We start from the raw sequence: 13,553 nt of genomic DNA on the forward strand, positions 1-13,553 counted from the left end.
CCAAGCGGAGACTCATCAAAGACTCATAATCTTCTTGAACTCTTCTTCGCTGTATTTTTTCTCGGTGCTCTTGGTTAGATCCGTCATCATCTTGTAGCGGATCTCTGTTGCCATGCTCAAGGTACGCTGCAGCTGGCCGTAAGAGAAATCAGACGCCATTTCTACCGCTGTCGCCTTGTCCTGGTTGTACATATCTTTGAGCAGCATATCCATGTTGCTGACTTGCTTGTACAACTTGCTCTCTTCCTTATCCCAAGTTGCTTTCAACATTGGCAGGTACTTATCCGGATTGGCGGTTGCCAATGCCGTCAGGCTGCGGAACTGCCAGTAAGCCGAGTCATCACTGTAGGTATCAGTCCCGACCGTATAAGGCACTGGGTACTCTTGCAGACTGGTATAGAGCGGAACCAACACCGACTCAGACAGCACACCGTAACTCTGCCAGATGATCCCCTGGAACTCTTCAGGCATGTCCGGGCGAAGCTGAATAATATGCGATTCAAGCTGGCGCTCTACCCGAATAGGCCGCTCACCCTTCTCTGCCAGCTCGGTGCCTTCATAGGTCGAGCTCAGTACGCTGGCCACATCCTTGACCGAGATTTTGTCATCGGGCCTCATGAACAGCGGGTACTGCTGCTCACGGGTGTCCTGTACCTGCGAAGGTGTCAGCATCGCCTGCCCCAACCACTCGCGGTCAACATTATAGGTATCACCAATGACCCCAAAGGCCTTGGCAAAATTGAATGAACGAGCATCGGGTTTATCCAGCAATTTATGCTGTTTAACAAACTGCAGCAGCCCTTTGGAGTGCATTACATCCGGTGCATCCAGGTCGACACCGTGGATCCGCAAGCCATTGGCAATCATCGCATAGCTGTCATCCGGCACTTTCACCGCAATCCAGTGATGCCCCGAGCCGATTTCGAACAGCCATGCTTCATTAATATCGGCAATGTACAGGCTGTTACCTTCGCCAGCGCCGTACTCTTCAATGTAGTGGCCAAGCAGCTCGACGCCTTGTTTGGCGGTTTTCACCTGCGGCAGGATCAGGGTCGGGATCACCGCTTCGATGATCCCCGGCTTCACCAAAGGATCGGCCTTGGCGGCTTTTTCGTTAACCTCGGCACTGGTGGTCGCAGAAACTGCAACATTGTACTGGTTGATACCGCGCTCTTCGTAATACTTGCCGTCTTTGTCGACCGTTAGCGCATCCCAATCCGGTATTGCCGAGTAGGCATAAAACTGGGTAGGCATAGGCACAACCAACCCATTGCCCAAGGTCCAATCGCCCTGTTCGTTGATTTGCTGCGGGCGGTAGGCGAGGTATTTATTCCAGTTATTAATACCAAAGTCTTCGTTGCGGGCAATCATGATACTGCCATCGACCGATGCGCCTTTACCGACAATCAATCCCGTACAGGCATTGGCACTCATACTCAGTGCAGACAGCACAGCCGCACTCAACAGCGTAACAGACAATTTCGTCATCGTATCTCTCCTATGGTGTTAACACCTATTGAGGAAGTGAAATATTATTCATTTATTCTTTTTATTTCGATTAAATTAGCACAATGATCGACTAACAAATCAAAAAGCAGTGTAAACACAAACAGGGAGAATGTTTGCTGATAAGATCACGAATAAGGATTTACGAGAAAATTAATGCTAGGAAGCATGACCTTGGCTGCTGGCCATCATTTCAGTGAGCCACTGGGTAAATACACACACCTTGCGGGCATGGCGTTTATAGTGAGGCACAATAATGTAATAGCCATAATGACTGGCCATCATTGATTTGAGTGGGTTGAATAGCTCAGATGTGTTGATGATTAAGTCATCGACCATAAAATCAGGTAACAATGCCAGCCCCTGCTGGTTTTTCACCGCTTCCAGCGACATATAGAAATGCTCGAACCCAACCCCATAAAATTCCATCGGGTAGGCAATCTTGTGGTGGATTCTGAACTGCTCCCACAACTGCGGCCGGGTAACCTGGGGCAGGAATACATGCTTTGCCAGATCATCAATTTCCCTAATTGGCTGCTGACGCAATAACGCTGCCGAAGCCACCAGCCTTAGGTTTTCTCTGCACAACAAGGTGGCATTGTCGTAGTGCTTGGCCAACGGCAGGCAACGAATAACAATGTCATTATCACCGCTGATATCATGCACAAGCCCGTCCCCCGTTTTGAGCTGCACCTGAAGGTGGGGAAAAGCTCGGACAAAGCCGTTTATCCGCGGAATCAGCCAAAGGCTAGCAAATGAAGGGGACACATTGACCGTCAGCACCTCCTCAACCTGATCGAGCTGGCGCAAACCCGCCGTGGCGTTTTGCAGCGCTTCCAAGGCTTCGACGATTTGCGGTAAATAGCGCAGCCCTATGCGGGTGAGCCGAATTCCATTGAGGTGCCGCTCGAACAAAGGCTGCCCCAGCTGTTGTTCCAGCAGGGAAATCTGTTTACTCACAGCCCCTTGGGTGAGCGAGAGCTCCCTGGCGGCTTTGGAAAAGCTCAAATGATTCGCCACAGCGATGAAAGTTCTAAGCGCCCTTATCGAAGGGAGCTCTTTCATATTTAACACAGCCGCACCTTACCCCGTTGACAATTGAAATCTAATTTATGCTTTACCTCATCGAGGTTCAATAATAATCAAGCACATCCGCGATACGAAATTGAGCCAGCGAAGTGCTTTGCAGAAAAAAGGAGCCCAAAAGGCTCCTCTCTTGTCGTTACTCAAATAACAAGTGGGCTTTCTCCAACGCATCGATATCATCACTGCAGATCAGCTCTCTCAAGGCGTCGAACTTGCTCTCGGGCCATTCGTAGATGTTCAGGGCCAGCAAACGCGCGATGGTCGCTGGCTCAAACCGTTTACGGATAGTTTTCGCAGGACTGCCGCCGACAATAGTATAGGGCTCGACATCTTTGGTGATCACGCTATTGGCAGCGACAATCGCCCCTTCGCCAATGGTAACGCCAGGCATGATCATCGCGCGCATGCCAATCCAGCAACCATCCCCAAGGTGGGTGTCCCCTTTTGATTGGTAGGCTTCGTCAATCTTGTCCATGAACGGGTAAAGCGAAAACCAATCGGCACGGTGGGTATGGTTACCCCCCATCAGTATCACCGCTTCGGCACCGATACAGACATAGTCGCCAATATAGAGTTTGTCGATTTCCCAGCGAGGTTCACGGTGACAGGTTTGCTCATCGCCGTGGAGGTAACGCACCACAGAACGCTCGAACCCATTATCGTAAGCATCGCTGTAATAGCTATGGCTGCCTTTGATGATAATGTTTTTGTTTTTGACGGTTTCATGGAGCATTTCCATTTTCGTCCAGTGCTTGTTGCCCATCATTGCTCAGTTCTCTTTGAAACAGGAAAAACAGTAACCGATGAAAAGCAGTTCGAGAGCCACAGCCAAATGTTCGCACCGGCCGTGATGGCAGCAAACAGAAATGTATCAGTGGGGTGGCCTCGCTTTTTTCGTCGGCAGTAATAATTGAAGTTATTTACTGCCTGCACTAGGCGATATGGGGCTGCTTGAGATATGCAATTTTAGCAACGAAGACGCATGAGCGCTTGCGGGTAAGCTTAGTCATTTTGTGCACCTCCGTTATTTATTGGTGTTGAATTTAAACGATAGCGGCTATCTTAGCGATAGACCGCTCTCGGTCAACCCCATGGTGATCAGTGTTCAGGAAAACTAACGTTACCTATATGGAGCATTGTTTAATCAAACAGCTCGATCACCAGCTTATTATTCCTGATCACCAAGTTGGGCTCGGCCGATTTGATCAATGCTTCCTGCACCTTGGAACTATCCAGCTTATACACCGGCTGCTTCGATAGCGCATAGCCAATCATGGAAACCGCTGGCTTCAATAGCTTTTTCACCTCGGGCGGCAGTTGCTGGCTGCTCTCATCAAAGCGTTCCAAGCGCAGGGATTTCAAATACACTTCCCCGCTCTCTTTGTCATATTCAGGGACAGCACTGAACTCGACATCCAGATCCAATCCCATGCTCTGCATACTGAGCATCTGGACCTGCGCATTGGTACTGGCAAACACAGAGACTCGGTCGGCATCGGCCCGGCCTATTTTTACTTCGAGATCCTCAACCGCAACCTGGGCATACATGACATTTTCAACCCCAACCGATTGCTCCAGGCTGACCGAGTCTTGCAGGTAGTTTGTCATATCTTGCTCTGAAATGCTGTAACTGGCACAGCCCCCAAGCACCGCAGCAGCAAATGCCACAGTCAGTATTTTGGCTTTTGTTCTTATCATCTTTCACTACTCTTCACTGTCTACCTTTCTATTGTTAGCACACCAACAGAAAAGTATTGCAGACCTATCTACATCACCATGTGACCTAGTTACAGGTTCTTTGTTTGGCTGCCATCAATACACTATTTCTGGCCGCATCAAGTCATGGTGGTGTCAGTATTCCATGACGCCCGGCAAGATCAAAAAAGCCAGCAGTCTTTTGCTGGCTTTACACTCAAAAGGAATAAAACGCGACCCAGTTACATTTGAGCGAGCTGCGTCTTCCTTTCCTTGTTTACCACGCAGAAGTTACCGCGCTTGGTGCGGCACTTGGAACAGCGCTCACACTCGACAGGCGCTCTGTCCCCGTCTTTCCATCGCTTGATCAAGCGTGGTTCGGAAAGCAAAGGGCGTGACAGTGCGAAATATTGAATATTGGTGTTCTGTGCAATCTGTTCAATCGCCGCAATATCCGTTAGGCCGCCGACAGTAATAACCGGCACACTGACTTCCTGGCTGATCGCATGACCGTATTCATGGAAATACCCTTCTTCCTGGATGGTATACCCATCGAAAGACTGGCCAATCATGGTGTTTGCCTTGCCGTGGATATTGCCCGAAATGATAATGGCATCAACGCCGACTTCCTCGAGTTTTCGGCAAACGGTGCGAGTATCATCGAAGGTCAAACCGCCTTCAAAAAACTCGGTCGCCGTCAGTTTCACTAGGATTGGGAAATCGTCACCGACTAACTTCCTGGTCTCAGCGTAGATCTCCATCAAAAAGCGCATGCGGTTTGCCAAGCTGCCGCCGTACTCGTCTTCACGGCGGTTGTAGTAAGGGCTGAGGAACTGGTTGATCAGGTAAGTATGGGCGGCGTGGATTTCAACCCCGTCAAACCCTGACTTTTGCGCCCGCAGGCTGGCTTCGGCAAACGCCCTGACGATGTAATCAATGTCTTCTTTGGTCATTGCCTTGCCCAGTGTTTGGGTGCCTTTTTCCGGCACTTCACTTGGCGCAAAGATCACCCGCTCGCCGAGGTTAAAAGTGGTCTTGGTGCCGCCGTAGGCCAGCTGCATGACGATTTTAGAGTCATTGCGATGGACCAGTTCGGTCAGCGTTTTGTATTCATCGATAAAGGAATCGTTGTAGATCCCCATCATGCCTGCATTGGGCTTTTCTTCTGCGACAATGTTGGCATACCCCGTTACAATCAGGCCGACTTCACCTTGCGCAAGCTCTTCATAGATAGCGTAAAGCTTATCCGTCATATGGCCATCTTCTGTCGCCATATTTTCCCACGTCGCGCTGCGCATAAAGCGGTTCTTCAATACCATGCTGCCAATGCGGGTTTCAGTAAACAAAGTGCTCAAGTCCAATCCTCTTAAAGTGGTACGTACTAGCTATCAACACCAGAATGGGCAAGGTGATGAGGGGAGCAGATACTACAGAGGATCCTGCTGGTAGAACTTAATCTAGATTAAGGTAAACCCAAGTTATGGCACTTTACGCCGAGCCGCGGATGATCAGCTCGGGGGCCAACACCACTTTCTCTATCGCCAATTCGCTGGCTTTCATTTTCTGCACCAAACGCTTGCCGGCTTGATCGCCGATATCATTGGCCGTCGAAGACATGAAAGTCAGCGGAGGGTGGGTAAGTTCTGCCTCGGCCACATCATCAAAACCAATCAGGGCAACTTGCTGGCCGATATAATTATCACGCCCGACAGTGCGGTTGGCACGCTCGACACCGTAAACCGCCCCCAGGGCCGTCGCCGGGCGATGGCACAAAATAGCGGTGATCTTCGGATGTTGGGTCAGCAGTTCTTGAACGGTACTAGCCGCCGCCTTCTGGCTGCCCTCGCATTCGACAATCCACTCGCTTTTAAACGGCAACCCATATTGGATAAGAGTGGTGCAATAGCCCCCAATGCGCTCGGCGCGGGTCAGTGAGTCCCCTTGCCCACCGACATAGGCAATGTGCCTGTGCCCCTGCTCCACGAGGTGCTGGGTGGCTCGCTTGGCCGCCAAGGTATTATCGGGTACCACATAATCAATATCATCGTTCACCGTCGCCCTGGCTACGCAAACCGCAGGGACTTCGGCCTGCGCCAGCATATCAATCACCCGCTGGCTCGCTCCTCGCAGCGGGCTAAATGCCACCCCGGCAACCCCCTGCTGGATCATCGATTGCACACATTTCTCAAGCCGCTCTGGTGAATCGCCGCATTGGGCGAGAAATAGCATAAAGCCATGTTTTTCGAGGATCTGGCTAAATCCAGCGGTGATCTCGGTATAGAAGGGATCGGTAATATCTTTCAGTACCAAACCGACCAGGTTGGACTGGTTAGAGCGCAGGTTTGCGGCCGCTTTGTTGCGTACATAGCCCAAGGCCTTGATGGCCTCATTGACCTTGTTAATCGTGGCCTCGGAGATCCGTCCTTTGTTGCCAAGGACAAGAGACACGGTCGATACCGACACTCCCGCATACTCAGCAACATCTGTAATTTTTACTTTTCTTTGGCTCATTGGCAGTACGTATCCATTTGCGAGAGCCCAAGCATATTACATGCAAGTAAAACGTTCTATCGAGCTTTTCACACTTTTATCTCGATCACAGTTTAAATCACCCGCAGAAAGCGGTGTGGATTTCGTGATCAAACCAGCGAAATCAACTGATAAAACGTTTTATCCTATTTGCGTTAATACATTCAGCACGTTGATGCACAGGCGAAAGCGTCTCTGCACCAGCGTTTTTTTACAAAAGTTTGATAAAACGTTTTATCAACTCTACCTACAACAAGAATAAGGTTAGGGGTTACCCACTATGTCCAACACATCAAAGAAAACAACCTTATGGGAGTTTTTCCAAAGCCTCGGGAAAACCTTCATGCTGCCGGTCGCCTTGCTGGCATTCTCCGGTATTTTGCTCGGTGTCGGCAGCTCGCTTTCGAGCAGCGCGGTAAAAGAGAGCATCCCGTTTCTGGATTTCATGCCACTGCAGCTACTGTTCATGTGGATGACCAAGATCGGCCTGGTCGCCTTTATCTACCTGCCAATCATGTTCGCAGTTGCCATCCCGCTTGGCTTGGCGCGTGAAGAGAAAGGGGTGGCGGCTTTCGCCGGTTTCGTTGGTTACGCGGCACTGAACCTCTCCATCAACTTCTACCTCACCGTTGCCGGCGTGCTGGGCAATGCCGAGCAGGAAGCGGCCTACGGCGTGAAATCGATCATCGGTATCGACTCTATCGACACCGGTATCTTGGGTGCGGTGATTGTCGGTATTATCGTGGCGAAACTGCATGCCCGCTTCTACACCTACAAGATGCCGGATGCCCTGGCCTTCTTCGGCGGCGCCCGCTTTGTCCCTATCATCACCACGGGTGTGGTTGCCTGTGTGGTCGGTGGTATCACCGAGCCGCTTGAATTCCTATTCCTGTTCGTGGCACCGGCTCTGTACCTGATCCACGCAGTGCTAACCGGTCTAGGTTTCATGGTCATGGGTCTGCTGGACGTGACTATCGGTAATACCGACGGTAACATCATCGACTTCTTCATCTTCGGTATCCTCCAGGGCACGGCAACAAAATGGTACTTGGTGCCCGTTGTAGCCGGGATCTGGTTTGCGGTTTACTACTCGGTGTTTCGTTTTGCCATCACCCGCTTCAACCTGAAAACACCAGGTCGCGAAGTCGAAAGTGCCGAGCAGATTGCCTCTGCAGTGACCGGTGAGAAAACCACAGGCTACAAGGGGGATATCATCCTCAATGCCCTGGGCGGTGCCGATAACATCGAATCACTGGATAACTGCATCACCCGCCTGCGCTTGTCGGTGAAAGATATGGCGCTGGTTAATGATGCCGTGCTCAAAGCCAATGGCGCATTGGGTGTTGTCAAACTTGATGCCCACAACCTTCAGGTAGTGATTGGCCCTCAAGTTCACTTGGTGAAAAACGAAATCCAGAGCCTGATGCCGGCTTAATCACCCGCCACAACTATCTAGTGGCACAAATTGTACCTGCGGGGAGCCCACTCCCCGCACGGTATAAGACTGCGCTTTACCTTCTAGAGTGCAGTCTTATCCGTTGTTTTGCGAGGCACCCATGTTTGATTTTTCCACTCCCGTTAACCGCTACGGCACATACTGCACCCAGTGGGACTATGTCCAAGACCGTTTTGGTGCAGCCGATTTACTGCCCTTTACCATCTCCGACATGGATTTCGAAACAGCCCCCTGTATCCAGCGCGCCTTGCAGCAACGTCTGGCCCATGGCGTATTGGGGTACAGCCGCTGGAACCACGATGACTTCAAGCAGGCTATTGCCGGCTGGTTTGCCAAACGCTACCAGGCTGAGCTTGATCCTCAATCGCTCGTCTACGGCCCTTCGGTGATCTACATTATTGCCCAGCTTATTACCCTGTGGAGCCAGCCTGGTGAGGGGGTGTTGGTCCATACCCCGGCCTACGATGCGTTTGGCAACATGCTCAAGGCCAACCAGCGGAAATTGCTGGCTAGCCCGCTACTCAAAACCGAGCAAGGGTACGAGATAGACTGGCCGCAGTTCGAGCAGCAAGCGGCGCGTGAAGAATGCAAAATCCTGCTGCTTTGCAGCCCGCACAACCCAACGGGAAGAGTCTGGCGCCGTGACGAGCTGGAACGAATGGCCAAGCTCTGCCAACGCCACGGTGTCAAAGTCATTTCCGATGACATCCACATGGATATGGCCTACGCCGGCTACTTACCATGGTCTGGCGTTGCCACTGGCAACGATTGGGCGCTGGTAAGCTCGGGCTCGAAGTCATTCAATATTCCGGCACTAAACGGTGCCTATGCCTTTATCCCGGAGTCGCAATCGCGTGAACAGTACCTGCAGCTACTCAAGGCCGCACACGGCCTGTCCTCCCCTTCGATCTTGGGCGTTATCGCCCATATTGCCGCTTACCAGCAAGGCGGTGAATGGCTCGATGCTCTCAGGGATTACCTGCAGCAGAACTTGAAAACGGTAGCAGAGCGGCTCAACCACGCTTACCCCGCCATCAACTACCGCGTGCCGGAAGGGACCTACTTGGCCTGGATCGATCTCAACCCACTGAACATCGATATGGATGCCCTGCAACGGATCCTTATCCACGACCACAAGGTCGCCATCATGCGCGGTGATACCTATGGTGAAGAAGGCAAGGGCTATATTCGCTTGAATGTCGGCTGCCCGCGAAGCAAGGTGGAGGCAGGCCTAGATGCACTGATCGCCGCCATCAGGCAACTCCAAGACTAGCCAGTAAAGATAGCGATGCCAGATACAACGGCGTCGCTATCTGACAATTTGCATTCAGTAACACTATGGTGATAGTGACTAACTATTCATTTTGATAACCTAATCACTAACAGTAAGCGATTGAGGTTACATGGAATGGTTCTCTCCCTGCTATGCATTGTTTTTGGTCTGCTGACCCTATTGGCGCTCAAAGAAAGTGGGCAGTACCGCCAACTGTATGCCGCCTGCGCTATTATCACCTTTCTCGTTACCGGCTTTTTTCTGTTCGAACACCTGCAAGATGAAAAGCGCCTCAGGGCCCTTCCCCCTTCTCCGCCCCAGTTTGCGTTTCAAGCCAATCAAGCCGATGAGTCCCTCACCCCCGACGGGGATAATTTTAGTTATGAAGATCTCGAAGCGATCGCTGTCGAGCTTGCCCGCCAGTTGAAGGAATCCGAAGGCCACATCCAGCATCTTCATCAGCGACTTGAAGCCAAGCGGCAATTTATCTTGGAAAACTGGGAAGATAAAGCGACTCCCGATTTTTTGCACCATTAGGAGATTGAGACATAAGGCCTATATATTCCACATTGAACATATTACGTCCCCCTTTACCTATGATTAAATGTAGCGAAAACCCAAAAAGAAATTTTGATACACAAAAAAGGAGATATTAATAAAATATCAAACATTCCCTTAGCTTTGAAATGATTTAACACTTATAGCGCAATATTTATCAAGCTTAAAAATTGTCTGACAAAAACACAAACAAACCTCACCAGCCTTTATTCAACGTCACTCCAAGAACATCAAAATAAATTTAACCAACAAGGCCACATAGCATAATAAATTTATATTTCCCTTAACGGCATCTTAACAGTCATATTTCTAACAATTTTATTTTGTTATTTAATCAGAAAATTAAATGATTCATTTTTATTTTTAATTACTAATTGCTCGTTAACCTCTGGTGCAGGTTTCTCGGGTGATTATCGTCTTGACTTTAGCAGAGAAGAATATTGTCTCTATAATAACTGTCTCACTGCCAGCGATAGAGATACCCACATCTACTATGGTTTTGGTTCCAGACATTCAGTAAGTAAATGTGCCGTTTGTTAAAAGCACGCATCACTTCAACATAGGAGAAGCATATATTGATTTAGACCAACTCCGGTTAAACTTTGGTATAACCTTTTGACTCATAACGTTGTTATGAGCATACGACACTCTTGAATTTGTATAACTTAGTATTCCTAGCAGTGCCATTTGGCAGCCCCCGCTATTACATGCGGGGGACTTTTTAGCAACAAATTTATTCATATAACTTTAGGCTCATTAGTCGCTCTTATTGACGAAAGGTTTGCATCGCTTCTTATACCCAAAGAATAGATATGCATGAGATAAACAATAAATAGAGAAACCGATGTCTCGGACAATTTTTATATTGCAGCCAAGTCGTTTTTTAAAATTACAATTGGTTATAACCAATATAACTATACTTATTAGCTTTCTTATATTAGCGATTGGAATTGGAACACCGATAGGAACTTTGGGTGGTTTTATATTCGCTATTGCTAGCATCTATAGAGTTATTATTGGCGTTTATAAATTCTATAAATATGAAAAAAGGAATTGTCGCTATAACTAGCCTTTTACCAAAAAAGGCAACACAGCAGAGTTTAAATATACCAGTGGAATACCTCTGATTGAAGGTAGAGGTCACTTATTGCCATTAGGGATATGCCACCTGATCTCATCACTCCTGGTGTTCCCGACTAGTTAATATTACAACCAAAGAGACGAGTAAAATGAAAAGAACCCTATTATCGATAGCCGTTGCTGCCACCTCGTGCGTGGCAGTGGCTGATTATGACTCATTAGATTACACCGGAAAGCCAGCAACCAAGCATACCATCGTGGCCAACAATGCGTTGGACAAAACCCTCCCATGGCACGACACTGCAGCCTTTGAGCGCTCCGAGCGCGGTTTAATTGCCGCTTTTGGCGATCATAGTGCCGCTGAACTGCGAAATTCACGCGGTTACCTGGAAGTCGACGACGTTCGCCGCGATCGGCCTGACACGGTAAACCCGTCGCTCTGGCGCCAGGGAGCGATGAACTATGCCTCGGGCGGCCTGTATGAGGTAACTGACGGTGTATACCAAATCCGTGGTGCCGATCTTTCCAACATGACCATATACCGCTCTGATAACGGTTATATTATCCATGACCCGCTAATCACAAGGGAAGCCGCTACGGCGGCTTGGGATTTTGCTAAAAAACACCTACCGCCAATCAATGGTAATCACACAATTACCGGCGTGATCTACTCCCATACTCACCCGGATCACTACGGTGGTGTTCGTGGCTTGTTTGAGGATGGTCAGTTGCCCGAAGGCGTCGAAATCTATGCCCCTAAAGACTTCATGGAAGAGCTGCTCAGCGAAGGGCTGCTGGCTGGCAACGCCATGGGCCGTCGCGCTCAGTACCAATACGGTAATACCTTGCCCGACTCTGCTTACGGCGTAGTCGACAATGCCCTCGGCATGGGTACCACCAAAGGGGAAATCACCCTGATCCCGCCGACGGTGATCATTGAGGATCGTGAAGAAACCGTCGTAATTGATGGGTTGGAGATGCTATTCATCAATATGCCAGGCGCCGAAGCGCCAACCGAGATGATCAATTATGTGCCAGCCTATAACGCGTTAAACACCGCCGAACTCACCTATGACGGCCAGCACAACATTTATACCTTCCGAGGCGCACAAACACGTGACTCACTGGCCTGGACCAAATACCTGTCCGAAATAAAGCACCGATTTGCCGATAATATCGACAATATTCATGCCGCACACTCGGCCCCGGTCTGGAACAACCCGGAGACAGAGGTCAATGAGATCGCAGATTACCTAACGATGCAGCGTGACAATTATGGCTTTATCCATAACCAGACGCTTCGCCTTGCTAACCAAGGAGTGAAGATCAATGACATCGGCCGCGCGGTTGAAGCCATTGTCCCGGAGTCACAGCAGCAAAACTGGGCAAGTCGCGGCTACCATGGCTCCTACTCCCACAACGCCCGAGGGGTCATCAACCTGTATTTGGGCTACCACGACATGAACCCGACCAACATTAACCCTTTGACCAATGTCGATCGCTCGTGTCTGTACGTACAAACAGCGGGAGCTGACACAATGTACAAGCAAGCTCAGCATCACTTCAATCAGGGGGCCTACCAAGAAGCCTCGACCTTATTGAATGACATCGTAAATTGTGAACCTACCAATATCGAAGCACGGGAGTTACTGGCGGATAGCTGGGAACAGCAAGGGTATCAGTCCGAGACCATGGCATGGCGAAACTCCTACTTGCAAGGCGCTTCGGAGCTGCGTACCAATCATATTCCAGAAGCATTGAAGGCGGTTTCGCCTGATATTATGTCACAAATGACGACGGCAGGATTCCTGGACTTCATGGCCGTTTCTATCGATGCCAGCAAAGTACCGGCCGATATGGCGTTCAACTTTAATATTGTTCACCCTGAAGTAAGCGAGGTCTACTACGTTGAGTTTAGCAATGCCAACCTCGCACCGCTTAAAGTCGAAACTGCTGTGAGTGAGGCTGACCTAACGCTTTCCATTGCGCGTAACGACTTGATTGCGGTTATCACGGGACAGGCATCGCTCGAACAGCTCATCGATAGCCAAAAAGCCAAAGTAGACGGTGATACCTCAATCCTCAGTCAGTTAAAAAGTGTATCGGTAGAATTTAAACAAGATTTTGAAATCGTTCCAATCATGAACTAATCGCTTCGGGGGAGTGCGCCTACAAACTGTTGCGGACTCCCCATCTTTCAAGGTGGTAATATTTTATGGTGAAGTTTATAAACCGTAATACACTCGAATTTATCCGCGAAACAAACATTCTAAGCAAACGACATGAACACGCGTTAATCAATATTTATATGATTCGTGCCAAATGTCACCTATGCGAGAAAATTCACTCTATTCCCAGTTGCGACTTTTA

10 protein-coding genes are annotated in these 13,553 nt (G+C 49.5%); 4 read left to right on the forward strand and 6 right to left on the reverse strand.

Features of this window, described 5'->3' with window-relative positions; all coding sequences use genetic code 11:
* Window positions 1-15: 15 nt before the first annotated feature.
* The 6 genes from C9J03_RS03140 to malI form a co-directional block, all read right to left on the reverse strand.
* Complete coding sequence (locus C9J03_RS03140; protein WP_044621659.1) at window positions 16-1,488, reverse strand: C69 family dipeptidase; 1,473 nt, start codon at window positions 1,486-1,488, stop codon at window positions 16-18.
* 177 nt (window positions 1,489-1,665) lie between these two features.
* The gene (locus tag C9J03_RS03145; RefSeq protein WP_044621660.1) at window positions 1,666-2,580 is read right to left on the reverse strand and encodes a LysR substrate-binding domain-containing protein; all 915 of its coding nucleotides are present in this window, start codon (window positions 2,578-2,580) and stop codon (window positions 1,666-1,668) included.
* A gap of 148 nt (window positions 2,581-2,728) precedes the next feature.
* Entirely contained in the window at window positions 2,729-3,355 is a 627-nt protein-coding gene (locus C9J03_RS03150) for a CatB-related O-acetyltransferase (protein WP_044621997.1), read from the reverse strand.
* A 377-nt stretch (window positions 3,356-3,732) separates the two neighbouring features.
* Complete coding sequence (locus C9J03_RS03155) at window positions 3,733-4,290, reverse strand: YceB family lipoprotein (RefSeq protein WP_044621661.1); 558 nt, start codon at window positions 4,288-4,290, stop codon at window positions 3,733-3,735.
* A 239-nt stretch (window positions 4,291-4,529) separates the two neighbouring features.
* Complete coding sequence (locus C9J03_RS03160; RefSeq protein WP_044621662.1) at window positions 4,530-5,642, reverse strand: NADH:flavin oxidoreductase; 1,113 nt, start codon at window positions 5,640-5,642, stop codon at window positions 4,530-4,532.
* A 133-nt stretch (window positions 5,643-5,775) separates the two neighbouring features.
* Window positions 5,776-6,798 (reverse strand): Mal regulon transcriptional regulator MalI, encoded by a 1,023-nt coding sequence (malI, locus tag C9J03_RS03165; protein ID WP_044621663.1) that lies wholly within the window; start codon window positions 6,796-6,798, stop codon window positions 5,776-5,778.
* A gap of 298 nt (window positions 6,799-7,096) precedes the next feature.
* Here malI and C9J03_RS03170 point away from each other — a divergent pair, with 298 nt between their 5' ends.
* From C9J03_RS03170 to C9J03_RS03185, 4 genes are all read left to right on the forward strand, one after another.
* Window positions 7,097-8,251 carry a PTS transporter subunit EIIC gene (locus C9J03_RS03170; protein ID WP_044621664.1) on the forward strand — a complete coding sequence of 385 codons (1,155 nt, stop codon included), beginning with the start codon at window positions 7,097-7,099 and terminating at the stop codon, window positions 8,249-8,251.
* Between the two features lie 121 nt (window positions 8,252-8,372).
* A complete protein-coding gene (locus tag C9J03_RS03175) occupies window positions 8,373-9,545 on the forward strand; it encodes a MalY/PatB family protein (RefSeq protein ID WP_044621665.1) in 1,173 nt (390 codons plus the stop codon).
* Between the two features lie 135 nt (window positions 9,546-9,680).
* Complete coding sequence (locus C9J03_RS03180) at window positions 9,681-10,082, forward strand: hypothetical protein (protein WP_044621666.1); 402 nt, start codon at window positions 9,681-9,683, stop codon at window positions 10,080-10,082.
* A 1,250-nt stretch (window positions 10,083-11,332) separates the two neighbouring features.
* Entirely contained in the window at window positions 11,333-13,333 is a 2,001-nt protein-coding gene (locus C9J03_RS03185; RefSeq protein WP_044621667.1) for an alkyl/aryl-sulfatase, read from the forward strand.
* Window positions 13,334-13,553: the final 220 nt, after the last annotated feature.

It is taken from the genome of Photobacterium gaetbulicola, from assembly GCF_003025515.1.
Taxonomy (GTDB): domain Bacteria; phylum Pseudomonadota; class Gammaproteobacteria; order Enterobacterales; family Vibrionaceae; genus Photobacterium; species Photobacterium gaetbulicola.

Excerpts from the sequence above, each read along its gene's own strand:
- C9J03_RS03180 (WP_044621666.1), top strand. The coding sequence starts at position 9,681 with ATGGTTCTCTCCCTGCTATGCATTGTTTTTGGTCTGCTGACCCTATTG.
- C9J03_RS03170 (WP_044621664.1), top strand. The coding sequence starts at position 7,097 with ATGTCCAACACATCAAAGAAAACAACCTTATGGGAGTTTTTCCAAAGC.
- C9J03_RS03140 (WP_044621659.1), bottom strand. The coding sequence starts at position 1,488 with ATGACGAAATTGTCTGTTACGCTGTTGAGTGCGGCTGTGCTGTCTGCA.
- C9J03_RS03150 (WP_044621997.1), bottom strand. The coding sequence starts at position 3,355 with ATGGGCAACAAGCACTGGACGAAAATGGAAATGCTCCATGAAACCGTC.
- C9J03_RS03155 (WP_044621661.1), bottom strand. The coding sequence starts at position 4,290 with ATGATAAGAACAAAAGCCAAAATACTGACTGTGGCATTTGCTGCTGCG.
- C9J03_RS03185 (WP_044621667.1), top strand. The coding sequence starts at position 11,333 with ATGAAAAGAACCCTATTATCGATAGCCGTTGCTGCCACCTCGTGCGTG.
- C9J03_RS03175 (WP_044621665.1), top strand. The coding sequence starts at position 8,373 with ATGTTTGATTTTTCCACTCCCGTTAACCGCTACGGCACATACTGCACC.
- malI (WP_044621663.1), bottom strand. The coding sequence starts at position 6,798 with ATGAGCCAAAGAAAAGTAAAAATTACAGATGTTGCTGAGTATGCGGGA.